The sequence below is a fragment of the Pseudomonas sp. 10B238 genome, assembly GCF_000970615.1.
Lineage (GTDB): Bacteria > Pseudomonadota > Gammaproteobacteria > Pseudomonadales > Pseudomonadaceae > Stutzerimonas.
In genome coordinates, this window is sequence record NZ_KQ033929.1 from 264596 (window position 1) to 288826 (window position 24231).

The 24231-nt window shown below is 58.7% G+C and carries 28 protein-coding genes and 1 pseudogene; 12 read left to right on the forward strand and 17 right to left on the reverse strand.

The window, feature by feature from the left end; translation table 11 throughout:
• Positions 1-90: 90 nt before the first annotated feature.
• The gene (locus tag RT21_RS05965) at positions 91-987 is read right to left on the reverse strand and encodes an EamA family transporter (protein ID WP_046162006.1); all 897 of its coding nucleotides are present in this window, start codon (positions 985-987) and stop codon (positions 91-93) included.
• A 215-nt stretch (positions 988-1202) separates the two neighbouring features.
• On the opposite strand from RT21_RS05965, the gene RT21_RS05970 reads away from it, so the two are divergent.
• Positions 1203-1907, forward strand: a complete 705-nt coding sequence (locus RT21_RS05970; protein ID WP_046162007.1) for a YebC/PmpR family DNA-binding transcriptional regulator — start codon at positions 1203-1205, stop codon at positions 1905-1907.
• 32 nt (positions 1908-1939) lie between these two features.
• The gene (locus RT21_RS05975; protein WP_046162008.1) at positions 1940-2284 is read left to right on the forward strand and encodes a YajD family HNH nuclease; all 345 of its coding nucleotides are present in this window, start codon (positions 1940-1942) and stop codon (positions 2282-2284) included.
• A gap of 20 nt (positions 2285-2304) precedes the next feature.
• Here the strand turns inward: RT21_RS05975 and RT21_RS05980 are convergent, their stop codons facing one another.
• Entirely contained in the window at positions 2305-2736 is a 432-nt protein-coding gene (locus tag RT21_RS05980; protein WP_045428948.1) for a universal stress protein, read from the reverse strand.
• A gap of 121 nt (positions 2737-2857) precedes the next feature.
• Here RT21_RS05980 and RT21_RS05985 point away from each other — a divergent pair, with 121 nt between their 5' ends.
• The 3 genes from RT21_RS05985 to RT21_RS05995 all read left to right on the forward strand — a co-directional run bounded on the left by RT21_RS05985 (position 2858) and on the right by RT21_RS05995 (position 4777).
• Positions 2858-3301 carry a group II truncated hemoglobin gene (locus tag RT21_RS05985; RefSeq protein WP_046162009.1) on the forward strand — a complete coding sequence of 148 codons (444 nt, stop codon included), beginning with the start codon at positions 2858-2860 and terminating at the stop codon, positions 3299-3301.
• A 127-nt stretch (positions 3302-3428) separates the two neighbouring features.
• Entirely contained in the window at positions 3429-3977 is a 549-nt protein-coding gene (locus RT21_RS05990; RefSeq protein WP_046162010.1) for a non-canonical purine NTP pyrophosphatase, read from the forward strand.
• Between the two features lie 8 nt (positions 3978-3985).
• A complete protein-coding gene (locus RT21_RS05995; protein ID WP_045428954.1) occupies positions 3986-4777 on the forward strand; it encodes an SIR2 family protein in 792 nt (263 codons plus the stop codon).
• Between the two features lie 82 nt (positions 4778-4859).
• Here RT21_RS05995 and RT21_RS06000 read toward each other — a convergent pair whose 3' ends face one another.
• Together RT21_RS06000 and RT21_RS06005 are read right to left on the reverse strand one after the other, a co-directional pair.
• Complete coding sequence (locus RT21_RS06000; protein WP_045428956.1) at positions 4860-5375, reverse strand: hypothetical protein; 516 nt, start codon at positions 5373-5375, stop codon at positions 4860-4862.
• Between the two features lie 231 nt (positions 5376-5606).
• Positions 5607-7547 carry a sodium:solute symporter family protein gene (locus RT21_RS06005; RefSeq protein WP_046162011.1) on the reverse strand — a complete coding sequence of 647 codons (1941 nt, stop codon included), beginning with the start codon at positions 7545-7547 and terminating at the stop codon, positions 5607-5609.
• Positions 7548-7711: 164 nt separating this feature from the next.
• Between RT21_RS06005 and RT21_RS23780 the strand changes: the two genes are divergently transcribed.
• Together RT21_RS23780 and RT21_RS23785 are read left to right on the forward strand one after the other, a co-directional pair.
• Positions 7712-8134 carry a GNAT family N-acetyltransferase gene (locus tag RT21_RS23780; protein ID WP_046162012.1) on the forward strand — a complete coding sequence of 141 codons (423 nt, stop codon included), beginning with the start codon at positions 7712-7714 and terminating at the stop codon, positions 8132-8134.
• Positions 8131-8550 (forward strand): NUDIX hydrolase, encoded by a 420-nt coding sequence (locus tag RT21_RS23785; RefSeq protein WP_046162013.1) that lies wholly within the window; start codon positions 8131-8133, stop codon positions 8548-8550. The genes RT21_RS23780 and RT21_RS23785 overlap by 4 nt, the downstream gene beginning before the upstream one ends.
• A 15-nt stretch (positions 8551-8565) precedes the next feature.
• Here RT21_RS23785 and RT21_RS23790 read toward each other — a convergent pair whose 3' ends face one another.
• The 8 genes from RT21_RS23790 to ispF form a co-directional block, all read right to left on the reverse strand.
• Entirely contained in the window at positions 8566-8712 is a 147-nt protein-coding gene (locus RT21_RS23790; protein WP_177327063.1) for a hypothetical protein, read from the reverse strand.
• A 552-nt stretch (positions 8713-9264) separates the two neighbouring features.
• The gene (gene rpoS, locus RT21_RS06020; protein WP_046162014.1) at positions 9265-10263 is read right to left on the reverse strand and encodes an RNA polymerase sigma factor RpoS; all 999 of its coding nucleotides are present in this window, start codon (positions 10261-10263) and stop codon (positions 9265-9267) included.
• A 98-nt stretch (positions 10264-10361) separates the two neighbouring features.
• Positions 10362-11204: a peptidoglycan DD-metalloendopeptidase family protein gene (locus RT21_RS06025; protein WP_234463558.1), complete on the reverse strand. Its 843-nt coding sequence runs from the start codon at positions 11202-11204 to the stop codon at positions 10362-10364.
• 29 nt (positions 11205-11233) lie between these two features.
• A complete protein-coding gene (locus tag RT21_RS06030) occupies positions 11234-12169 on the reverse strand; it encodes a polyprenyl-phosphate transporter (protein ID WP_046162015.1) in 936 nt (311 codons plus the stop codon).
• A gap of 17 nt (positions 12170-12186) precedes the next feature.
• A complete protein-coding gene (locus tag RT21_RS06035) occupies positions 12187-12822 on the reverse strand; it encodes a protein-L-isoaspartate(D-aspartate) O-methyltransferase (protein ID WP_029404859.1) in 636 nt (211 codons plus the stop codon).
• A gap of 38 nt (positions 12823-12860) precedes the next feature.
• Positions 12861-13610, reverse strand: coding sequence for a 5'/3'-nucleotidase SurE (surE, locus tag RT21_RS06040; RefSeq protein WP_046162016.1), 750 nt, complete (start codon positions 13608-13610; stop codon positions 12861-12863).
• Positions 13610-14650 carry a tRNA pseudouridine(13) synthase TruD gene (truD, locus tag RT21_RS06045; RefSeq protein ID WP_046162017.1) on the reverse strand — a complete coding sequence of 347 codons (1041 nt, stop codon included), beginning with the start codon at positions 14648-14650 and terminating at the stop codon, positions 13610-13612. The genes surE and truD overlap by 1 nt, the downstream gene beginning before the upstream one ends.
• Positions 14647-15120, reverse strand: coding sequence for a 2-C-methyl-D-erythritol 2,4-cyclodiphosphate synthase (gene ispF / locus RT21_RS06050; RefSeq protein ID WP_046162129.1), 474 nt, complete (start codon positions 15118-15120; stop codon positions 14647-14649). Before ispF ends, truD begins: the two co-directional genes overlap by 4 nt.
• Positions 15121-15305: 185 nt before the next feature.
• On the opposite strand from ispF, the gene RT21_RS06055 reads away from it, so the two are divergent.
• Both RT21_RS06055 and RT21_RS06060 read left to right on the forward strand, forming a co-directional pair.
• Positions 15306-15608, forward strand: coding sequence for an ArsR/SmtB family transcription factor (locus tag RT21_RS06055; RefSeq protein WP_046162018.1), 303 nt, complete (start codon positions 15306-15308; stop codon positions 15606-15608).
• Positions 15609-15646: 38 nt separating this feature from the next.
• Positions 15647-16696: an alkene reductase gene (locus RT21_RS06060; RefSeq protein ID WP_046162019.1), complete on the forward strand. Its 1050-nt coding sequence runs from the start codon at positions 15647-15649 to the stop codon at positions 16694-16696.
• A gap of 223 nt (positions 16697-16919) precedes the next feature.
• Here the strand turns inward: RT21_RS06060 and fghA are convergent, their stop codons facing one another.
• Positions 16920-17765, reverse strand: a complete 846-nt coding sequence (fghA, locus tag RT21_RS06065) for an S-formylglutathione hydrolase (RefSeq protein WP_046162020.1) — start codon at positions 17763-17765, stop codon at positions 16920-16922.
• Between the two features lie 68 nt (positions 17766-17833).
• Positions 17834-18949, reverse strand: coding sequence for an S-(hydroxymethyl)glutathione dehydrogenase/class III alcohol dehydrogenase (locus RT21_RS06070; RefSeq protein ID WP_045428976.1), 1116 nt, complete (start codon positions 18947-18949; stop codon positions 17834-17836).
• 143 nt (positions 18950-19092) lie between these two features.
• Between RT21_RS06070 and RT21_RS06075 the strand changes: the two genes are divergently transcribed.
• From RT21_RS06075 to RT21_RS06085, 3 genes and pseudogenes are all read left to right on the forward strand, one after another.
• On the forward strand, positions 19093-19992 hold the full coding sequence (locus RT21_RS06075) for a LysR family transcriptional regulator (protein ID WP_046162021.1): 900 nt from the start codon (positions 19093-19095) through the stop codon (positions 19990-19992).
• Between the two features lie 131 nt (positions 19993-20123).
• Positions 20124-20423, forward strand: a pseudogene (gene hpf / locus RT21_RS06080) (ribosome hibernation-promoting factor, HPF/YfiA family); the annotation flags it as partial.
• Between the two features lie 99 nt (positions 20424-20522).
• The gene (locus RT21_RS06085) at positions 20523-21689 is read left to right on the forward strand and encodes a baeRF3 domain-containing protein (RefSeq protein ID WP_046162022.1); all 1167 of its coding nucleotides are present in this window, start codon (positions 20523-20525) and stop codon (positions 21687-21689) included.
• 70 nt (positions 21690-21759) lie between these two features.
• Here RT21_RS06085 and ispD read toward each other — a convergent pair whose 3' ends face one another.
• The 3 genes from ispD to eno form a co-directional block, all read right to left on the reverse strand.
• Entirely contained in the window at positions 21760-22464 is a 705-nt protein-coding gene (gene ispD / locus RT21_RS06090; protein WP_046162023.1) for a 2-C-methyl-D-erythritol 4-phosphate cytidylyltransferase, read from the reverse strand.
• Positions 22461-22748, reverse strand: a complete 288-nt coding sequence (gene ftsB / locus RT21_RS06095) for a cell division protein FtsB (RefSeq protein ID WP_177327070.1) — start codon at positions 22746-22748, stop codon at positions 22461-22463. Before ftsB ends, ispD begins: the two co-directional genes overlap by 4 nt.
• Positions 22749-22914: 166 nt before the next feature.
• On the reverse strand, positions 22915-24204 hold the full coding sequence (gene eno / locus RT21_RS06100; protein WP_046162024.1) for a phosphopyruvate hydratase: 1290 nt from the start codon (positions 24202-24204) through the stop codon (positions 22915-22917).
• Positions 24205-24231 lie beyond the last annotated feature (27 nt).

Genomic DNA, 24231 nt, shown 5'->3' on the forward strand with positions numbered 1-24231 from the left:
CCCGCACCTCTATTGGGCAGTCACGCTGCCCGCTAGATCATAATGCTGGTAGAGCGCCCCGCCCGGACACCGTCGCGGGGCGTTTTGCTGTCAGGCCGCTGGACTGCCGAAAGCCGTGCGCAGTCGGCCAACCACCCACCCCCCGCCAACGTTGATCACCAGACCCAGCATTACCAGCAGCGCGCCAACCGCCTGGAGCACGCCCAGGTGCTCGTCCAGCAGTACTGCGGCAGAGGTCAGCCCAACGACGGGGACGAGCAGCGAGAACGGCGCAACGGTATTGGCCGGATAGCGCGACAACAGACGACTCCAGAGCCCGTAGCCAAGAATGGTCGCGCCGAACGCTAAGTAGATCAGCACCAGTGCTGAATCCATTCCGAATCCACGCAATGCACCCCCGATCGCTTCCGGCCCCTCCAGCACCCACGACAGCGCGAAGAACGGAATCGGTGGAATCAGGCTGCCCCACACTACCAGCCCGACCAGATTCACCTTGCCCACCTTCCGGGTAACGATATTGCCCAATGCCCACATGGATGCCGCGCAAATGGTCAGCAGGAAGCCTGCTAGCGTCATGCTGCGGTCGCCTTGCATGCCGATCAGCAGCAAACCGCCAGCGGCAATCATCAGCCCGACCAGATTGCTTGCACGGAGCCGTTCGCCAAGAAATAGCACGGCGAAGAACAGCGTGAAGAACGCCTGCGACTGCAGCACCAACGAGGCCAGGCCAGCCGGCATGCCCACTTTCATCGCGGAGAAGAGAAAGGCGAACTGACCGAGCGAGATGGTCCCACCATAAGCCAACAACCAGCGCAACGGCATCTGTGGTCGCTTGATGAACAACACCGCCGGAAATGCCGCGAGCAGAAAGCGCAGTGACCCCAACAGCATCGGCGGGATGTCATCCAGGCCGACCTTGATCACGACGAAATTCATACCCCAGACGACAATCACAACCAGGGCCAGCATTAGGTCCTTCGGTGCCATGGCACAGTTCCCCAGACAAAAACGCATTAAAGCCGGCTGTGGCGACCCGGTACTCATACAGCAGGCAGGCATTTGGGCGTTACAGTCGACAGGCTTACGCGCCATACGTCCTGCCGCGGCCCTCGAGTTACGCACAGCCCGTGCCTGCTGCCGCAGCAACGGCTAGAATCGCGGTCAGTCGATCTCCAACAACCTAAGCCATCACGAGAGCATTCATGGGCGCACAGTGGAAAGCGAAACATAAGGAAGCGGCAGCCAACGCCAAAGGTCGTACCTTCGGCAAACTGTCGAAAGAAATCATGATCGCGGCGCGCAGCGGCGCCGACCCGGACATGAATCCTCGCTTGCGCCTGGTGGTAGAGCAGGCCAAGAAGGCCTCGATGCCGCGCGAGACCCTTGAGCGCGCCATCAAGAAAGGTGCGGGGCTGCTAGGTGAGAGCGTCAACTACGAGCGCACCACCTATGAAGGCTTCGCGCCGCATCAGGTTCCGGTGATCGTTGAGTGCCTGACCGATAACGTCAACCGTACCGTGGCTGAGATCCGCGTGCTGTTTCGCAAGGGCCAGCTCGGCGCCTCCGGCTCGGTCGCCTGGGACTTTGATCACTGCGGCATGATCGAAGCCGCGCCGGCGACTGCCGATGCCGATCCCGAACTGGCCGCCATCGAAGCCGGCGCGCAGGATTTCGAAGCTGCTGAGGATGGTGCCACGCTGTTCATCAGTGACGCCACGGACATGGACGTGGTCTGCCGCGCCCTGCCGGACCAAGGCTTCACCGTACAGTCGGCACAGCTCGGCTACCGCCCGAAGAATCCCGTGACGACGCTGTCCGAAGCCGAGCTCGAGGAAGTCGAAGCCTTCCTCAGCGCCATCGACGCCCATGACGATGTGCAAAATGTCTACGTCGGCCTGGCCGGCTAACGCATATAAACCGTTGAGCTAGAGGCACAGCGATGAGTACGAACAAACCCAACACCCCCTATGCCCAGCGCGAACAGGGTTATCGTGAAAAGGCCCTGAAAATGTACCCGTGGGTCTGTGGGCGCTGTGCACGGGAGTTTTCCGGCAAGCGACTGAGCGAGTTGACGGTCCATCACAAGGACCACAACCACGACAACAACCCGGAAGATGGTTCCAACTGGGAGTTGCTCTGCCTGTACTGCCACGACAACGAGCACTCACGCTATACCGACAACCAGTATCACGCCGAAGCCCGGCCGGGGAGCGACCTGGGGCCGAAAGAGACGTTCAAGGCCTTTGCCAATCTGGCCGACTTGCTCAAGAGCAAGCCGGACTGAGGATGACAAACAGGTGTCGGTCACTTCACCAGAAGGACCGGCACCGAGACCTCATGAACCACACGATTGGCGACCGAGCCCATGAGCATGCCAGTAAAGCTGCCCAGGCCGCGGGTGCCCATCACTACGGTGTCGCAACCAAACCGTTGCACGGCATCGTTCACCTGCTCCGCCACGTTGCCCAGAATGGCGTGAGTCTGGTGCGCAATTCCTGCTGTCTTGAGTGCCGCAGCAGCTTCTGCAAGGGTTCGGTTCGACTTGTCGATAAAACTCTTGTTCAACTCATCAACCGTACCCGCAGTGACGAACTCGCCATAGAGCACCGGCTCCTGCTGCACGTTTAGTACATGCACCTCGGGCGGCTTAGGCGCATCGGTGGCGAAATCGATGATGTATTGCAAAGCCCGTTTGGCGTTGTCCGAACCGTCATAAGCGAGAAGAATGTTGCGCATAGCGAGTCTCCAACCAGTTTTGTCGACAGCATAGACCATCATCCAGGCGCGCCCGACTACCAACATCGCATCCGTTGCTCTGGATCAATTTGCACGGTGGTCGCCATTTCGAGGCCTTACCATGAATACAACCTTCAGCGTTCCGTTTGGCGTAGGCGATGCTTCGTTCCAGGCAGCGGGTGGCGAGTCTGGGCTGACCCGCCTGGTCGAAGCGTTCTACCAGATCATGGACGAACGCGAAGATGCGACCTGCGTCCGCCGCCTGTATCCACGCGACCTGATCGAATCGCGCAGGCGGCTCGCTGCCTTCCTTTGCGGCTGGTTGGGTGGCCCACGTCGCTACGCGGAACACTACGGCAGCATCAACATTCCGCAATTTCACACCCGCTGGACAATCGGCGAAGCCGAGCAGGATGCCTGGCTCGAATGCATGGCTCTGGCGATCGCCAAGCAGGGATACTCCGCAGAGTTCGCCGATTACCTGCTGGCCCAGTTGCGAATTCCTGCAAAGCGTATCCTCCAGGCAGGCCAGCACGCCTGCCCCGTACAGTCGGCTCCACTGTAACCTCGCTGTACTCGGGCTCGAGTAGCCTGGCGTCTGCACGCCGCCGAACCCCTTGCACCTAGCTGCGTCATACCTTGTGAGGTCGTTGCGAACACGGCGACACTGAACCACGCAACCAGGGGATTCCATGAAGATCCGCTTTGCCTCGGTGAACGAGCAGAAGATTCGCGATGCAGAAGAATTTCTAGGCAAAAGCGGTATCGAGATCGTCAAGTTCCCGGTGCGCATCGTTGAAACACAGACCGAGGACCTGAACCAGCTGGTCAGTGACAAGCTGCTGGAGGCATTCAAGCTAATTGGCAAGCCCGTGTTCGTCGAGCATTCCGGTCTGTTCATCAACAGCCTGAACGGTTTTCCTGGCGGTCTTACACAGACCTTTTGGGATCGTCTGCACGCCGTACGTTTTTCCGATCTGATTGGCAGCCTCGACGACCCATCGGCCGTTGCACGTACGTTGATCGGCTACTGCGACGGCCGCAAGCGGCACTTCTTCAAGGGCGAGGTCACTGGCAAGATCTCCCGTACTCCTGCCGGCGATCAGGGGTTCGAATGGGACAACGTATTCGTGCCAGACGGCTATTCGTGCACCTTCGCAGAACTGGGCGGTGTGCATAACGACCTTTCAATGCGCAGGCGTGCTCTAGATGCCTTCATCACGCACTTGCGAAGGGGCTGAGGTAGTTGATGCAAAAGCTTCTGGAGGCATACAAAAATAACCGCCTGATTCTCTTTGTTGGCTCGGGGGTGTCCGCCAACATCGGGCTGCCGCCATGGCGCGAGCTTATCGATGAGATCGCCGCTCAGCTCGAGTACGATCCAGACGTATTCGATACCTACGGAAACTTCCTTTCGCTTGCCGAGTACTACCGCATCAAGAAAGGCAACATCGGGCCGCTGCGCAGCTGGATGGACCGTGAATGGCACAAGAACATCGATATTCGCGACTCGGAAATACACCGGCTGATTGTCCAGGGCCGGTTTCCTGCCATTTACACCACCAACTATGATCGCTGGCTAGAGAACGCGCACGACGCTCACGGCGTCAGCTATCTGAAAATTGCCAATGCAAGCGATCTGGTCAAGGCGCGAGATGGCGTGCGACAGATCGTCAAGTTCCATGGCGACTTCGACGACGATAATTCCATCGTACTCGACGAGACTAGCTACTACGAAAGGCTGCAGTTCGAAACACCGCTGGATATCAAACTGCGCGCGGACACCTTGAGCAAGGCCGTCCTGTTTATTGGCTACAGCCTATCCGATACGAATATCAGATTGCTGTTTTACAAGCTTTCAAAGATCTGGAACCAACACGAAACGCTAGGCGTCCGGCCGATCTCATATGTTTTTTCGCATAAACCCAACCCCGTGCAGGAAGAAATCCTCAGTCAATGGGGCATCCGCATGATCACCTCTGAAGATGACGAACCAGGGCTGGCATTGCAGAACTTTCTGAAAGAATTGGTGGAAGGCTGAGGGAGGTTGCGCACAGCTTGAAACCCGCCCAACGCAGCGAAAATAGCAAGTGCGATGCCGTTAAACATCGCACTTGTTGGCTTCAGTAGTTGTAGCCAATACCGACGCTGTAGAAGAACGCGCCGTCATCGTAACGATCCCGCGCATCGCTTCCACTTTTGAAGAGGAATTGATACTCGGCCATTGCAGTGATGAAGGTTTTGTCCTGAACCCAGTATTTAATACCGACTTCCGGCCCCCCCATAAATGTTTCATCAACCTCCTCGCCATAGATCCCACCAACACTCACCCCGACGAACGGACGAGTATTGCCACTACCGAAGTGATAGTCGTAGAACACACGGGTCGAACCGTCGAACTGCACGCTCTCCCCTTCCGAGTCACGCGCATTTACGGTTTGCCGAACACCCCACATGGAAGCCTCGTCCAGATATGTGCCCCAACTACCTTGTACGGAAAACACTGTATCGTCGAAGTCCTTATCGCTGCTGCCCGCGCCACCCAGCGTAACTTCACGATCACCTGCCACCGGAGCGGCAACTGCGATGGCGGGAAGCATGGCGGCGACCAGGAGGGAAGTTTTGAAAAGTCTGTTCATGACAACACCTCTTGTTCTTGCTAACTATGGCGGAATGCGCAACTTATGTGATGCGCACTGTTAATGACAGGAACACGTCATGACTGTTCATTTTATTTTAGGTATATATTGCAAACACCTGTTTATGAAAGCCTTTTTATCAGCAAATCTTATTGCATCAAATACTTTCTCAGCAATATAAAACAAACGAAACGGGCAACTAGCGAAACGGCAATTCACTCGGCATGGTGATCAGGAAGTGCTGCTATCGGGTGTCGCCATTTCAACCGACAGCGGTTCGTCTTCGGGGTCGCTATCGAACTCATGTCCCATGGCGATCCGCAACCAGACCGGTACCAACAACAAGCCCAACGCTATGCATACCCAGCTGATCACTGAAGAACCATCCGGTGGCGGAAACATCAAGCGCCCTACACCGACCAGCAGGGAGAACAGCGAAACGGCAGTCACCGCAACAGCAAAAAGACGTGTACCAAGCGCCTTGACCGAAACGGCGCCTGCGACCCCATTGAGCCAAGCCGCGCGCCGCCAGAAGCCGAACGGATGTACACGACTGTAAAAGTGCTTAAGTGTGGCGTCGTCGGTAGCGGGGGTAATGAAGGTCACCAGGATTGCGGCGGAGGTGGTCGTCAGTGCCATGATTCCAAGGCGCACCCACTCACGATCAGGGTCGGTGCCGAGGTAATAGAGCAGCAGTGGCGCCGTGATCAGCGACACCGCCATCGCCGTCAACTCCGAATAGAGGTTTATCCTCTCCCATAGCCAGCGCAGCACCAGTACCGAGCCCATACCCGCGCCGAATAGCAGTGAAATGAACCAGGCGGTCTGGATAGAACCGAGATTGGCCATGATGATCATCGCGATCACCAGAATCAGTACATTCGAAAACCGTGCGACCAGCACTAGCTCGCGATCCTTTGGCTTGCGCTTGAGCACGTGTGGCGCGAACACGCCTCCATAGACATCATTGCTCCAATATGAAGCCCCCCAATTGAGGTGCGTATCGACAGTTGAAGCCAGCGCAGCCAACAAGCCGACGAGCATCAAGCCCCTTACGCCTGGTGGCAGCAGATCTTCGATACCCTGCACAAACAAGGCCTCTCGCCCAGCAGTGAAACCGTCACCGGCCATGTCACCGGGGGTAAAGGGATACAACACCAATAAGCCGATGGCGATCGCCATCCAGAACAGGCTGCGCAGGAATATCTGCAGCCAGGTGAACACCAAGCCGGCAATCCGAGCGTCACGGTCGGTGGGGCATGCCATGCTCCGCTGCGCCAGGTAGCCGGTACCGTCAGCGTTCATCTGGAAGAACCACTGCAGACCAACGATCACCAGAAACGGCATCAGCGCCTCGCCCGCATCTGCAGGCGGGGCGAAAGACAGCATCCTGCTCGCCTGTTCGCTGCCGTAGAGCTCGACGATGCGGTCGGTCAGCCCGCTCAAACCACCCGCTGCGTCAACCACGAACCAGGCATAGAGCAGCGTGCCGATCATCGCCAAGCTGAACTGCATAACGTCAGTTTGTACTACGGCGCGTAAACCGCCCGTAATCGAATACATTGCGGTAAATGCGAGGATCAGCAGGATCGAAATCAAGTTGTTGGCACTCATCATCGCCGGATCAAGCCCAGTAATGCTCTCGCCAAGCTGGATGCCCAGATTGGCGATCAATGCGACGATGGGCTCATAGAGGCCAGCCGGTAACCACAGATGCCACGGTAGGAATACCTCAGCGATACGAATGGCAGCTACCAGGACCATTGCCAACACCACACAGTTGATCACCGTGCCGTAATAGATAGCCTTGAGCAGACGCAGCGGCGTGACACCTTTGCCGCTATAGCGCACACAGGTCAGCTCTGCGTCGGTTAGCACTCCGGCGCGGCGCCAGCCCACCGCAAAGATGAATGCCATCAGCAGGAACGCGAGGCCATAGATCCACAGACGCCATAACGCAAAGACGCCCGCCGTCGCGACCAGACCGGTCACCAACAGCGGCGTATCGGCCGCGAACTGGGTCGCCCCCATGGAAAAGCCTGCCTTCCACCCCTTGATAGTCCTGCCTGCCAGAAAGTATTCGTCGAGGCTTTGGGACGCCTTGCCCCGTGCGCGCAGGCCGGAACCCAGACCGTAGAGAACGAAGGCCATGACGATCAGTAGGTCCAACATTTTGTTATGTCCTAGCTGGAGACTGTTCTTCTGAGAGCGCGAGCTATGGTGGAAAATTGCAGGCGCCGGATGAACGGAGCGAACATCGAATCCAGCTTGGACCCGTGGCCCGCTGACCCGACGGGCATCGGTTAATATCCGGCAGCATTGATGGAGAACTGCTCATGGAAGTACCTCAGTTGCGTCAGCTGCCAGACCAAAGCCGACCTTTGCTTAACAAATTCTACCGAGCCCATCGCAGCCATATGCGGGCGCCAGCCGGTGCTCGCTACTGGGTCGCACAGCATGTGGAGATTATTGCGGGGCTATGCCTCACAGGCCTCGATGGCGGCCATTGGCTAACCGGTTTGCTGGTCGCGCCAAGCCACCGTAACCAGGGACTCGCGACACGCTTGGTGGCCCAAGCGCTGGCCGCCTGCGAAGGGCCTGTATGGTTATTTTGTGAGCCGGGGTTAGCGTCTTTCTACAAGCAACTGAGTTTCGGTGAGGCCACTGCTTTGCCGGGGTCACTCGCCGTTCGCCTGCAACGTTACAACCAACACAAGACGCTTGTGGCGCTATGCCACGATAAGGAGCAAGCGGCATGACATTAACCGTGCTGAAAATCGCCACTGCCTGCCTGCTTGATGAGGCGGGACGCGTATTGATCGTACGCAAGCGCGGAACCCATGCGTTCATGTTGCCTGGCGGCAAGATCGAGGGTGAGGAGACGCCTCGGCAAGCGCTCGAGAGGGAACTGCATGAAGAACTGGATCTGCTGATAGAGCCGTCGAAGCTAGAGTCGCTCGGCCATTTTCAGTCGCGGGCGGCAAACGAACCGGACCATTGGGTGGAAGCTGACGTGTTCATTGCGCGCCTAGAAGCCTCGGTAAAGGCACAGGCGGAGATCGACGCGCTGGACTGGCTGGAAGTAGATGCAGAGCGGCAGGGACACTTGGCGCCCCTGCTACGAGAGCAGGTACTTCCCGCACTGCGCCTTAGGCTGCTTGCAGACGAAAGGTAAGGCACCAATCAGCAGCTACGGAGAAATAGGATCGCTTGCCGGGAAGGTCTCTTCCAAGGCCTCATCCAGCTGGTCTTCATTAGCCTCATCTGGATCACGTTTGTCCGGGTCTTCTTCATCTCGCCCAGGCTGGGCAGGTGGATTCGGTTCGTTGCCGTTCATGTGAGCATCTCTGAGTTAGGTTACGGCTATTAGTCCGTTCACCGGCGCAGTCGTTCGCGCACCCACCTATACAAAAAACGCCACACAAAAAAAAGGGGCGGGGGTTAACCCCCGCCCGCCTCCTTCCCTACTTCCCTTTTTTTCCTGCTCATCGTCCTGATGAAACCGCCTCCAGCGGCTGGTCCTGTCCGACATCCTTGCCGGCTGTGCTTGTCCCTGAGCACGGTTGCGATATTAAGGATTTGAGCGACAACAGCAACTCTGAAAAATGCATGATGGCAACGGAGCCACTATCTTAATAAAATATATTTCTAATAAAAAACAAAGACTTAAAAATCTACTTTTCTTGGAATGGCGATCCGCTCGGTCAACGCTACTAACTTTGCTTACACACTCTGTAAGCAAATGCTTACGTGAGGAATCGTTTAGGCAGAAGTCGTAAGAATCGAGAGTTAAGCCCGCTTATTCAATCGACCGCCGCTAAGCTGCAGTGCAGCCTGCATAACGGATAGAAATCGTGCCCCTTACCGCGCAGGTAAGGGACAACGGGGCCTAGCGGAACAGCGATTCACTGGAAAGACCGTTACGCTCCAGAATTTCACGGAGCCGTTTGAGTGCTTCGACCTGAATCTGCCGAACCCGCTCTCGGGTCAAGCCAATCTCCTGGCCGACCTCTTCTAAAGTGCAGCTTTCATGGCCGCGCAGACCAAAGCGTCGGATAACCACTTCCCGCTGTTTTTCAGTCAGGTCGGACAGCCACTGATCAATGCTTTCGGACAGATCGTCGTCGAGCAAAAGCTCGCATGGGTCGCTCGGCCGGTCATCGGTCAGGGTATCGAGCAAGGTCTTGTCGGTGTCCGGTCCTAGGGAGACGTCAACCGAGGTCACGCGCTCGTTCAGCCCCAGCATTCGCTTGACCTCAGCAACCGGTTTTTCAAGCAGGTTGGCGATTTCCTCGGGGCTAGGCTCATGATCGAGCTTCTGCGTCAGCTCGCGCGCTGCCCGCAGGTAAAGGTTCAGCTCCTTGACTACATGAATCGGCAGACGAATCGTCCGAGTTTGATTCATGATCGCCCGCTCGATGGTCTGCCTGATCCACCAGGTTGCATAGGTCGAGAAGCGGAATCCACGCTCAGGGTCGAATTTTTCGACCGCACGAATCAGTCCGAGATTTCCTTCTTCCACCAGATCCAGCAGCGACAAACCCCGATTGACATAGCGTCGAGCGATTTTCACGACCAGCCGCAGATTGCTTTCGATCATGCGCTTGCGCCCCGCCGGATCGCCCTTCTGCGCGAGACGCGCGAAGTGCACTTCCTGTTCGGGTGTCAGCAGGGGGGAAAAACCGATTTCGTTGAGGTAGAGCTGGGTGGCGTCGAGCGCGCGGGTGTAGTCGATGAATTTGTGTTGCTTGACCGTTGCGGTCTTGGACTTGGTGCCGACTGAACCGACGCGGGAGATCTCGGTAATCGAATCTGTTTCCGCGGACGGTTCCATGAGTAGAACTGCATCGTCTACGTCAAACTCCGGCACTTCTTTTTTGAGAGCCATTATTGTTTTCCTGTTCTGAGTTCGACAACAGGCTTGGGCGGCACGCGTTCCCTGGCATCGCTCAAGCCCCTCCTAGTGCCAGAACAGGCAGCATCAAATCATCGCTTTGGCAGATATTGCAGCGGATCTACAGGTTTGCCTTGGCGGCGAATCTCAAAGTGCAGCTTCACCCGGTCGGTTCCAGTCGATCCCATCTCGGCAATAGTTTGCCCAGCTTTGACTTGTTGACCCTCCTGAACCAGCAGCCTGCGGTTGTGGCCGTAGGCACTTACATAGGTATCGCTGTGCTTGATGATCACAAGTTCGCCGTAACCCCGTAAACCACTGCCGGCGTACACAACAGCCCCATCAGAAGCAGCTAAAACAGGCTGTCCTAATTCCCCGGCGATATCAATGCCTTTATTCAAACTTCCGTTTGAGGAGAAACGGCCAATAACCGTGCCGCCTGCAGGCCAGGCCCAGCCGCTTGCGGAGCGGGTAACCGGCTTGATCGGGGTGTTCGGCGCAGCAGGCTTGGGCGCCGCTACGGTGGGTCGCGTCAAAGGCGGCGGCGTCGGTACCGGATTCGTCACGATGGGCGGCGTGCTGGGCGCAGACGCGGGGGGGGCGGTTACCGGACGAGTGGCAACGGCACGGGATGCCTGCCCACTGAAGCGAATCGTCTGGCCTGGGTAGATCACATGCGGTGGACGGATATTGTTGACCCGTGCCAGATCGCGCCAGTCCCAGCCAAAGCGGAAAGCGATCGACCAGAGCGTGTCCCCGCGCTGTACGGTGTAGTGCCCGCTGGTTACACGGTCCCGGTTGTTACGATCGACGACACTCACGCCGCCTGACGGCGAGCTGGCGCACCCGACCAGTAACGAACCCGCCAACAAGGCGACAAGCGCGCAACGGACTGATGAACTGCGTATCCATTGCGTGCTGGCTGTGAGCTTCAATACCCGCTCCCTATGATCGACAAGTCGGTTCAGACGCTTTGTGCGACTGGCTGGTGACGCCCGGCAAACCACTCCAGCCCAAGCACCAGCGCGATGCCGGCGCCCGCCAGAAGGATCGCCAGCAGCAGCTGCGGATCCTGCCCGGTCAGATCGCCATAAGCGCCCGGCAGCAGGTTTTGCTCTAGTAGCGGCACGGGCTCACCGTGCGAGTTGGTGCGCCAGGTCAGCGTCTCTTTCCAGGGCCATACCTTGTTCAGCGAGCCGAGCATCAGCCCGGTTAGAAATGCCAGGGTAAGGTCGCGCCAACGCCGCAGAACCAAACTCAACACACGCGCAAAGCTCAACAAGCCGACCAGACAACCGGCGGCAAAGGTCAGCATGATGCCTAAATCCAAGGCTTTAACCGCGCCCAGAATTACGGGGTACAGGCCGAGAAGAACCAGAATGAAGCTGCCGGATATCCCCGGCAGGATCATGGCGCAGATCGCGATGGCGCCAGCGAAGAACAGACTGACACTGCTGGTGCTCCACTGCATTGGCGACGCGACCGTAATCCAGTAGGCAAAGCCGATACCCAGGCACAGACTGATCAATCGTGACAGGTTGCGACGCTGGATTTCCTTGCTGACCAAATGCACGGAGACCAAGATCAACCCAAAGAAGAACGACCACACCGGAATCGGATGCTGCTCGAGGAGGTAGGTGATCAGTTTTGCCAGGCTGAGCACGCTGGTCAGAATCCCAGCGAACAACACCAAGAGAAAGGTCCCGTTGGCGGTGCGCCATGCTTCGGCGATGCGCCCCTTGAGCAGTACGGGAATGGCGTTCGGCACTGCGCCTATGGAGCGCAGCAATTCATCGTAGATTCCGGTTATGAATGCGACGGTACCACCCGAGACGCCAGGCACCACATCCGCAGCCCCCATCGCCATGCCCTTGGCGTACAACAGCAACGCGTTTTTCATGCTTCCATCCGCTGTGATCAAACTACAGGTCCATTGAGCAGCGGCACGAAGCGCACGGTATCCAGCAGATGGCGGGAAAAACCGTCTTCCTCTCGAATGATCAGCATCAGTTGCTGGACTTCGCCAACCCCGACCGGGATCACCAACCGCCCGCCGGGAGCCAGTTGATCGAGCAGAGCCTGGGGCACGTCGGCTGCCGCCGCGGTAACGATGATGCCGTTGTAAGGGGCCAGCGCAGGCCAGCCCTCCCAGCCATCACCCCAGCGAAAGACCACGTTACGCAACTTGAGTTCGACCAAGCGTTCTTTTGCGCGATCTTGCAGCGCCTGGATTCGCTCTACCGAGAACACCCGCTCGACCAGCTGTGCCAGCACAGCTGTTTGATAGCCGGAACCGGTGCCAATCTCCAAGACCTTGTCAAGCGGGCCGTCAGCGAGCAGCAGCTCGCTCATACGCGCCACCATGAAGGGTTGCGAGATGGTCTGGTTGTGGCCGATGGGCAGCGCGGTGTCTTCATAGGCGCGATGAGACAATGCCTCATCGACGAACAGGTGGCGGGGCGTGCGACGAATCACCTCGAGCACGCGAGGATCTGAAAGCCCTTCTTCGTACAGCCGCTGGATCAGCCGGTCCCGGGTGCGTTGTGAGGTCATCCCGGTACCATGGCGCAGCAGGTCATCGGATCCGCGGTTCACAACACGCCCTCCAGCCAACTGTCGAGGCCCTCGAAGGCCTCATGAAAGGTTCGGTCCAGCTGCAATGGTGTAATCGAGACGTAGCCCTGCATGACCGCATGAAAATCGGTGCCTGGCCCGCCATCTTCAACGTCGCCGGCCACCGAGATCCAGTAACCGTCCTTGCCACGCGGATTCGCCTGCTTCACTGGAGGCTTGGCCCTGCTGCGATGGCCCAGGCGGGTCAGCTGGATGCCGCGAATGTGGTCCAGCGGCAGGTTTGGAACATTGACGCTCAATACAGTACGCGGCGGAAGCTCAAGCGACGCCTGATGCTCGACCAGCTTGCGCGCGACATAGGCCGCAGTCGGCAGGTTATCGGTCAGCCGCGACACGAGGGAAAAAGCGAAGGCCGGCTTGCCGGTGAACCGGCCCTCGATAGCTGCGGCGACGGTACCGGAGTACAACACGTCGTCGCCTAGATTGGCGCCCAGATTAATACCGGAAACCACCATGTCAGGCGCGTCTTCAAGCAAGCCGTTAATGCCTAGGTGGACGCAATCCGTAGGAGTGCCGTTCACGCCGATGAAACCATTCGGCATGGTTGTGGGATGAAGCGGGCGATCCAGGGTCAGTGCACTGCTGGCGCCGCTCATGTCCTGAATTGGGGCAACTACCCTGCACTCGGCAAAATCCGCCAGCGCGTCATAAAGCGCGGCGAGCCCAGGTGCATACACCCCGTCGTCGTTGGCGATCAGAATACGCATCAGATGTCCGTCTGCCCTGCCAGGCTGACCAGTTCGCGCACCACAGCAGTGGCAAAGCATCCGGTCGGCAGGACGAATTCAAGTTGCAGAATGTCAGGCTCGGGATAATGCCACGACAAGCCGCCTATTGGGAGGCGAAGAATGCGCCGTTCATGCTTCATTCCGGCTTCTGCGAGCCACTTGGCGATTGACGGCTCCGTTGCAGCTGCCTGCATCTCTAGTGCTTGTACAACGCCTGCAGCAGGCGATTCGCCGGCGCCCCACAGCGGACCGGTCGGATGCAGATCCAGCACGGCCAGCCGTGGGTCGCTGCACTCGGCTTCACCTGCCGGGAAAAAGCTGCGGCTATCGGTGAACGCCAGCAGATCACCGACTTGGGCCTGGTTCCAGCTACCCGCGGCAACTCGCTCAGCTAATACGCGATTGAATAGGTAACTGCGCCCCGCCGATAGCAGACGTGAGCGGAGATTGCGCTGCACGGGCAGCTCTTCCCTATCCGCGTACTCGCGGGCGCCGTGGACATTCCCCCCCTCATAACCGAAGCGCTGCAAGCCAAAATAGTTGGGCACACCGTCGATCTTGATCCGCTCTAGACGCGCATCGAGTTGGGCATGTTCAGCCTGCAGTTCCGTCAGACGCAGGGTAAACCCATTGGCCGAATGGGCGCCGCGTTGCAGTTTTCGCTGATGGCGGCTGCTCTGGAGAATCTTTAGGGTTTCGTCTTCGGCCCTAGCCAGTGCGGGATCAGCTTTGCCTGGCAGATGCAGGCTGAACCATTGACGGGTCAGAGCCTGACGATCTTTCAAGCCGGCATAACTGATGTTGCGCACCGGAACGCCAGCAGCACGCGCCAGGCGTCGCGCGGCTTCTTCGGTATTGAGGTTGCGCTTTTCCACCCAGAGCCAAAGATGTTCGCCCGCGCCAGACAAGGGGATATCGAGCACCTCGTCGACCTGGAAATCCTCCGCCACAGCTTTGAGCACCGCAGAGCCACAGGCCCCTCCGTGCGCCCTTGGGCCGAGTAACTGGTCTTCGGTCATGCGCTGACCAGCAGCGCGACAGCGTGAACGGCAATGCCTTCTTCACGCCCGGTGAAGCCGAGCTTCTCGGTGGTGGTGGCCTTGACGTTGACCTGATCCAGATCGACCTGCAGGTCCTCAGCGATCAGGGTTCGCATGGACTCGATGTGCGGAGCCATCTTGGGTGCTTGCGCAACAATGGTGGCGTCAACGTTACCGACCTTCCAGCCCTTGCTCTGCACCTGCTTGAGCACGTGCCGCAGCAATACCCGGCTGTCGGCGCCCTTGAAGGCCGGATCGGTGTCCGGGAAGTGCTTACCGATATCGCCAAGCGCCGCGGCGCCGAGCAATGCGTCGCTCAAAGCATGCAGCACCACGTCGCCATCCGAATGCGCGAGCAGCCCGAACTTGTGAGCAATCCGCACCCCACCGAGAGTGACGAAATCGCCCTCACCGAAACGATGCACGTCATAGCCATGGCCGATACGCATAGTCATTTGCACCTCGAAAAGATCAGCCGGCGATTCTACAGGACAGCAGCAGACGTTGAAGCCGCAGCGGTAAGAACCCCTGCAGATCAACGCAGCCGATAAGCACCATTAACCGAATCGATCATGTATCGCTTTTTGTCGATATATAGTTCGCTCCATCGCGATATACCGAACCGGACGACACCATGCCCGACGAACTGGACGACATCCTCAAAGCAATCGCCCACCCTTTGCGTCGGGAGATTCTGGGTTGGCTGAAAGAACCACAACGCTATTTCTCCGAGCAGCATCACTCGTTGGAAAACGGGGTGTGTGCCGGACAGATCGACCAGCGCGCCGGGCTATCGCAATCAACAGTGTCGGCCCATCTGGCGACCTTGCAGCGAGCCGGCCTGATCACCAACCGCAAAGTTGGCCAGTGGCATTTTTTCAAACGCAATGAGCCGGCCATCGCCGCTTTCGTGGCCCGCCTCGGCCAGGACCTCTGAGCCCACCAACCCTTACCGTGTAAAGGAGCAGCACCGCTATGCCTACACTTTTCGACCCGATCAAGATTGGCGAACTGGAACTGGCCAACCGCATCATCATGGCCCCGCTGACCCGCTGCCGTGCCGAGCCGGGCCGCATACCGGGTGACTTGATTGCCGAGTACTACACCCAGCGGGCCGAGGCTGGACTGATCATCAGCGAAGCCACATCGGTCACGCCGATGGGCGTCGGCTATCCGGACACGCCCGGCATCTGGTCCGCCGAGCAGGTACAGGGCTGGAAAAAGGTAACCGATGCGGTCCATGCGAAAGGCGGCAAGATCGTGCTGCAGCTCTGGCATGTGGGTCGGATCTCCGATCCGATCTACCTCGACGGTCAACTTCCGGTCGCGCCGAGCGCTATCCAACCCGCCGGGCACGTCAGCCTGGTCCGGCCGATGAAGAATTTTGAAACGCCACGAGCGCTGGAAACCGAAGAGATCGCAGGCATCGTCGAGGCCTACCGTAAAGGGGCCGAGAATGCTCGCGAAGCAGGGTTCGACGGCGTCGAAATACATGGCGCCAACGGTTACCTGCTTGACCAGTTCCTGCAAGACAGCACCAACCAGCGCACCGATCAGTACGGCGGCTCGCTGGAAAACCGGGCACGTTTGATGTTGGAAGTTACCGATGCGGCGGTAGGGGTCTGGGGCGCTGGCCGCGTAGGCGTTCATCTGGCACCACGCGCCGACGCTCACGACATGGGCGACTCGAATCGTGCCGATACCTTCGCCTATGTCGCTCGTGAACTGGGCAAGCGCGGCATCGCCTTCATCTGCACTCGGGAGAAAGCCGGCGAGGACAGCCTCGGCCCACAGCTGAAGGAGGTATTCGGTGGCGTTTATATCGCCAACGAACGCTTCACTAAGGACCAAGCCAACGCCTGGCTGGCCGAGGGCAAGGCCGACGCCGTGGCCTTTGGCATTCCCTATATCGCTAACCCCGATCTGGTCCAGCGTCTGCGCCAGGACGCGCCGCTCAACGAGCCGCGGCCTGAGCTGTTCTACGCAAAAGGCGCCGAAGGTTACACCGATTATCCATCGCTCTAGCTCCTTGCGATGGAAGGCCCGCCCGGAATTCCGGGCGGGCCTTTTTTCGTTCTACCGCTTGTGACGCATAGCGTCACCGAGCTGCTACGCATAGGCGCCGGAGCAATGCGGACAACCGTAAGCGGCAGCGGTTGATCCCCATACGCTTGCTACCGGCATAGGCTTGATCGTGAATGGGGCGGCATTTTCTCTGCAAACGCGCTCGCTCGTAAGCGCAGCTGACCTAGGCCTTCAATGCCTGCGCGTGATGGCGCAGATGGTCATCGATAAAGGTACTGATGAAGTAATAGCTGTGATCGTAGCCCGGCTGAATACGCAACGTCAGCGGATGATCCGCCGCGGTTGCAGCTGACTCCAGCGCTTCGGGCTTCAACTGATTGGCCATGAAATCATCCCGATCACCCTGATCGACGAGTACCGGCAACTTCTCCTGCGCCTTGGATATCAGGGCACAGGCGTCCCATTCGCGCCAGCGTGAGCGATCTTTTCCGAGGTAATTGGAGAAGGCCTTCTCGCCCCAGGGGCAATCAGCCGGATTGGCGATCGGCGCGAACGCCGACAGCGACTGATAGCGACCAGGATTCTTCAACGCGCACACTAGCGCACCATGACCGCCCATCGAATGCCCACTGATACCGCGCTTGTCGGATACGGGAAAGTTCGCCTCGATCAGCGCCGGCAGCTCATCGACCACGTAATCGTGCATGCGGTAGTGCTGAGCCCAGGGTTCCTGGGTCGCATTCAGGTAGAAACCCGCGCCAAGACCGAAGTCATAGGCAGCATCCGGATCGTCCGGAACCTCGGAGCCGCGCGGACTGGTATCTGGGGCGACGATAATTAAGCCGAGTTCCGCAGCAAGCCGATGCGCCCCCGCCTTCTGCATGAAGTTCTCGTCGGTACAAGTCAGACCGGACAACCAGTACAGCACCGGAAGCTTTTCGCCTTGCTCTGCCTGAGGCGGCAGATAAACGGCAAATACCATGTCGCAGTTCAAGCTACTTGAGCGGTGACGATAGCGTTTGTGCCAGCCACCGAAGCTCTTCTGGCAAGAAATGTTCTCGAGGCTCATGGGCCCTCCTGAGCGGGCCCGTAGCACTCGCACCATCGCAGGCGGAGCGCTGCGGCCCGAATACTGAATCAGTAGTGGATGACGGTTCGGATGCTCTTGCCTTCGTGCATCAGGTCGAATGCCTGATTGATTTCATCCAGCCCCATGTTGTGTGTGATGAAGGTATCCAGCGGGATCTCGCCGGTCTGAGCCTTCTCAACATAGCTCGGCAGCTCGGTACGCCCCTTGACGCCACCGAAGGCGCTGCCACGCCAGACGCGGCCGGTTACCAGCTGGAACGGACGGGTGCTGATTTCCTGACCGGCTCCAGCCACACCAATGATCACGGACTCGCCCCACCCCTTGTGTGCACATTCCAGCGCGGCGCGCATCAGCTGGACGTTGCCGACGCACTCGAAGGAATAGTCCACGCCGCCGTCTGTCATCTCCACGATGACCTCCTGGATCGGCTTGTCGTGATCCTTGGGGTTGACGAAGTCAGTCGCACCCAGCTCCTCGGCAATGGCGAACTTGGACGGGTTGATGTCGATCGCGATAATCCGGCTAGCCTTGGCCATCTTCGCCCCGATGATCGCAGCTAGGCCGATGCCACCGAGCCCGAAGATGGCCACGGTCGCGCCCTCTTCTACCTTGGCGGTATTGAGTACCGCGCCGATACCAGTGGTGACGCCACAGCCGAGCAGGCAGACCTTGTCCAAGGGCGCTTCCTTGGGGATCTTCGCCACTGACACTTCAGGCAGCACCGTGTATTCGGAAAACGTTGAGGTGCCCATGTAGTGATAAATCGGCTCGCCGTTGTAGGAGAAGCGTGTGGTGCCGTCCGGCATCAGCCCCTTGCCTTGCGTGGCGCGCACTGAGCTGCAGAGGTTGGTCTTGCCAGATTTGCAGAATTTGCACTGCCGGCATTCGGCCGTGTAAAGCGGGATTACGTGATCGCCCACGGCAACCGAAGTGACACCCTCGCCTACCGCCTCGACGATCCCGCCACCTTCATGACCGAGGATGCAAGGGAATACACCTTCCGAATCTTCGCCGGAGAGCGTGTACGCGTCGGTATGGCAGACGCCCGTCGCGACGATGCGCACCAGCACTTCGCCAGCCTTGGGCGGCTCGACGTCCACTTCGACAATTTGCAGAGGTTGGTTCGGGGCAAACGCGACGGCGGCGCGGGACTTGATGGTCATGGCTGGCGGTACTCGTGGATGGAAAGTAATACGCAGTGTAGTTTCATCGATGGATAGGGTTAATAAGCTGTTCGTGGAAACATTATTGCTGCCCAGGGATAATCAAGATGCGCCGATCTCGGCGACTCGCAAAAGGATCGCCTATGAATCGATGGGAAGGACTGGATGAATTCGTCGCCGTCGCTGAGTGCGGAAGCTTCATGCAGGCCGCAGGGCAACTGCGCGTGTCGTCATCTCACGTCAGCCGCCAAGTGGCACGCCTCGAGGAACGCCTTCAGGCACGGCTGCTCTATCGCACGACCCGCCGGGTTTCCCTGACCGAAGCCGGCCATACCTTTCTCTCACGGTGCCAGCGCCTGATCGAGGAGCGTGACGAAGCCTTTCATGCAATCAGCGACCTGCATGCTGCGCCCACTGGTCTGCTGCGTATGACCGCAGCGGTCGCCTACGGCGAACGCTTCATCGTGCCGCTGGTGAACGAATTCATGGCGCAGCATCCGCAGCTGAGGGTTGATATCGAACTGTCCAATCGCACCCTCGATCTGGTGCAGGAAGGCTACGACCTGGCCGTACGCCTGGGCCGGCTGAGCGAATCTCGGCTGGTCGCCACACGCCTTGCCCCACGCGCCATGTATCTATGCGCGGCGCCAAGCTATCTCGAGCGCTACGGCCGCCCGCATACCCTGTCCGAGCTATCACGACACAATTGCTTGGTTGGCACTGGCGATACCTGGATGTTGCAGGTCGACGGCCGCGAGCAGCCGTTCAAGCCCTCGGGCAACTGGCGCTGCAACAGCGGTCAGACGGTACTGGATGCTGCGCTTCGGGGCTTCGGTCTTTGCCAGCTACCGGACTATTACGTCCAGGAGCCACTACGCCGCGGTGAGCTGGTGTCCCTGCTGGAAACGCATCAGCCACCGAACACGGCGGTGTGGGCCGTCTATCCGCAACGGCGTTATCCGCTACCGAAGGTCCGCCTGCTGATTCAAGCATTGAAGGACGGCCTCGCCACTCGTCCCGAATATCGGAACGAACGCGATTGAGTTGCGACTGCGCCGCGCGTCCGACTGCCGACTTGAGGCGGAACCCGACTTAACCCACCACGTCGAAATTCTGAAGCCGGTGCCTCCGGCCCTCTGCTTGAGCGAGCCGGCCAATCAATCAGGAGGACATCATGCAGATTCTGGTGAACAGCAATCATAGCGTCGACGTGACCAGCAGCCTTGAGGAGCACGTGAAAGCGACGGTCGAGAGCGAACTGGAGCGCTTCGACGATCAGCTGACCCGAGTCGAAGTTCATCTCAACGACGAAAATAGCGGCAAAAGCGGCCCGCAGGATAAGCGCTGCCAGATGGAAGCGCGGGTCAAGGGACACGAGCCCATTTCGACCAGCCACAAAGCGGACTCGCTGAATCTTGCCATTGACGGCTGTGCCGAAAAGCTCAGCCATGCCCTTGCCCATGCGCTAGACAAGAAACTCAACCACCACTGAATGCCGCCTGATGCGACCCGCTGAAGCGGGCCGATAGAGACCATGAGGAACTGAATCATCTGACCACGAGTGAGGCCGTACATGAACAGATTGCTCGATCGCGAAACCATGTCCCAGTTGCTGGCAAAACGCGAAGCGCCGTGCCTTTCGCTTTATCAGCCCACCCACCGCAGCTTTCCCGAGCGTCAGCAAGACCCGATTCGCTTCAAGCACCTTGTCCGCGAGCTTGAAGACTCGCTCAAGCAACAAGGCCGTGGCGACCAGGCCAAAGCGCTGCTGAAGCCCTTCCACGACCTGATCGACGATCCCGATTTCTGGAATTCCAACCGCGATGGGCTTGCTGTCTTTGCTGCCACGGATTACTTCGAGGTGTTCCGCCTGCAGCGCAGCGTTCCAGAGCTCGCTGTCGCCAATGACCGTATGCACCTCAAACCGCTGCTGCGTATCGCGCAGTCGGCCGACCGCTATCAGATATTGGCGATCACGCTGGACTCGGTTCGTCTATTCGAAGGCAACCGCGACGGCGTTGACGAAGTCCGCTTGGGTGAAAGCGTTCCGAAAACCGTTGAAGAAGCGCTGGGCCGCGAGTTGACCGAGAAAGGTCAGACCGGCTTCCCGCAAGGCTACAGCCGCGCCAGCGAGCGCGGTGATCCGATGCAGGTGGAGAGCGGAGGCGCCGGGCGCCAGGATGAAATCGATCGAGACCGAGAGCGCTTCTTCCGTGAAGTGGATCGCGCGATTCTTGAGCATCACAGCCGCAAGTCGCGACTGCCGCTGATCCTCGCTGCACTTCCCGAGCACCAGTTCCACTTCCGCAAACTCAGCCACAACGAATTTCTACTGCCGGAAGGCATCGAGAACGATGCGTCGTTACTGAGTCATGACGAACTCCGCCAGAAGAGCTGGATGGTCATGCAGCCGCGCTACATCAAGCGACTGGAAGGTTTTATCAACCAGTACGGCGAGTCGCGAGGTCAGGGACTCGCGACCGACCAGCTTGAGCAGATCGGCCAGGCCACACTTGAAGGCCGTGTCGCGACCCTGCTGGTCGAGGCGGAGCGTCGAATCCCCGGGGTGGTCGACAAGGAGCAAGGCAAGGCAGTTGCGGTGGAAGATGACTCAGCCACGACACCCGATCTGCTCGATGAATTGACCATATGGACGTTGGAACAAGGCGGCGAGGTAATCTCAGTTCCTACCGAACGCATGCCGACCGAAAGCGGCGCTGCTGCGATCTACCGCTATTGATCACAACGGCTTCGCCTCCGCTACGCGGCATGAGTCGATACTCTGCAAAGCGCCATGAACAGCGCTGGGCTCAAGATTTCCAGCGCTGTTCCAACCACTGAAGATCTTCGGGCCGGGTAATCTTGAGATTGTCAGCCCGCCCTTCGACCAGACGCGGGTGGTGCCCTGCCCATTCAAGCGCGGACGCTTCGTCAGTTACGGCAACTCCACTGCCAAGTGCATCCGCCAACGCCTCACGCAGCGACCCAAGGCGGAACATCTGTGGCGTGAACGCTTGCCAAATGACGCTACGATCTACCGTCTCCTGAACCCGCCCATCCGCATCAGCACGCTTGAGCGTATCGCGAGCTGGAACAGCGAGCAGCCCACCGACAGGATCGTCCGCGAGCGTCTCCAATAGATGATTTAGATCGGTAACTGCCAGGTTGGGCCTAGCGGCATCGTGCACCAGCACCCAGTCGCCGTCTGAGGCGCCTAGCCGGCTCAGCTCTCGCAACCCACCCAGGACCGAGTCGGCTCGCTCACTGCCACCATTGGCACGGTGAACACGCGGATCTGTCGAGCAAGCGAGATCGGGCCAATAGGCATCATCGCTCGCTACGCACACAACCAGCCCCTTGAGCTGGGGATGGCCTAGAAAGCAATCCAGGGTGTGCTCGAGGATGGTCCTTCCTGCCAACTGCAGATATTGCTTGGGCCGGTCGGCTCGCATACGACTGCCAATGCCGGCAGCCGGGATCACGACCCAGTAAGACGGGAGGTTGTTTGCACTCATTCGGTGAGCTGAAAGAGAGTCTCGCCCTCTTTGACCATGCCCAACTCATGCCGCGCACGCTCTTCTACAGTTTCCATACCCTGCTTGAGCTCCTTGACCTCGGCTTCGAGAATCCGGTTTCGCTCAAGCAATCGCTGGTTCTCGCCCTGCTGCTCGGCGATCTGCTTGTTCAATCCGCTCACCTGGGCGAGGCTGCCCTCGCCCACCCACAGGCGATACTGCAAGCCACCCAGCAGCAAAATCAGGACAACAAACAACCAGTAGGGACTGCGTATGGAAGGCATGGATCGAATTCGAGTGGTTTCCAGTGACGTTGTATAAGCGGCGGTCAGCAACATGGTCCGGCTTTCCTTTGCTGGCTAGCGCATCGCCGTGCGGCGACCTTAACAGCGCTGACCGTTATCCACAAAAAAGGGCGACTAACGCCGCCCCTTTCTAGCATGCTTGGGTTTAGCCGCGGAACTCGGCACGGCCCTTGTAAGCTGCTTTTCCGCCGAGCTGCTCTTCAATACGAAGCAGTTGATTGTACTTGGACACGCGGTCCGAACGGCACAGCGAACCTGTCTTGATCTGACCGGCAGCCGTTCCCACAGCGAGGTCGGCGATGGTGCTGTCTTCGGTTTCGCCGGAGCGGTGCGAGATCACCGCCGTGTAACCTGCGGCCTTGGCCATCTGAATGGCTTCCAAGGTTTCGGTCAGCGAGCCGATCTGGTTGAACTTGATCAGGATCGAGTTACCGATGCCCTTCTCAATGCCTTCCTTAAGGATCTTGGTGTTGGTCACGAACAGATCGTCGCCAACCAACTGAACCTTGTCGCCGAGTTTGTCAGTCAGCACCTTCCAGCCAGCCCAGTCGGACTCGTCCATACCATCTTCGATGGAGATGATCGGGTAGCGCTCGGCCAGGCCAGCCAAGTAGTCGGCAAAACCAGCGGCGTCGAAGACCTTGCCTTCGCCGGCCAGATCATACTTGCCATTCTCGAAGAATTCGCTGGAGGCGCAATCGAGCGCCAGGGTCACGTCGTCACCAAGCTTGTAACCGGCGTTAGCTACTGCCTCGGCGATAGCGGCCAGCGCGTCTTCGTTGGATGCCAGGTTCGGTGCAAAACCACCTTCATCACCGACAGAAGTGCTCAGACCACGAGCCTTCAGCACGGCTTTGAGGTGATGGAAAATTTCGGCACCCATGCGCAGGGCATCAGCGAACGTCTTGGCACCGACGGGCTGCACCATGAATTCCTGGATGTCGACGTTGTTGTCGGCATGCTCGCCGCCGTTGATGATGTTCATCATCGGCACCGGCATGGAGTACTGGCCAGGCGTGCCATTGAGGTTGGCAATGTGAGCGTAGAGCGGCAGATCCTGATCTTGGGCGGCAGCCTTGGCGGCAGCCAGAGACACGGCGAGGATTGCGTTGGCACCCAGGGAGGCTTTGTTCTCGGTACCGTCCAGCTCGATCATGGCGCGGTCCAGCGCCTTTTGATCCAGCGGATCCTTGCCCAGCAGCAAATCCCGGATCGGGCCATTGATATTGCTGACAGCCTTCAGCACACCCTTGCCCATGTAACGGCTCTTGTCGCCATCGCGCAGTTCCAGCGCCTCGCGGGACCCAGTGGAAGCACCGGACGGCGCACAGGCGCTGCCGGTAATGCCGTTATCCAGGATAACGTCCGCTTCAACAGTGGGATTGCCACGGGAGTCGAGAACCTCACGCCCTTTGATGTCGACGATCTTTGCCATTTTTATTAACACTCCGTAGATAGCTTC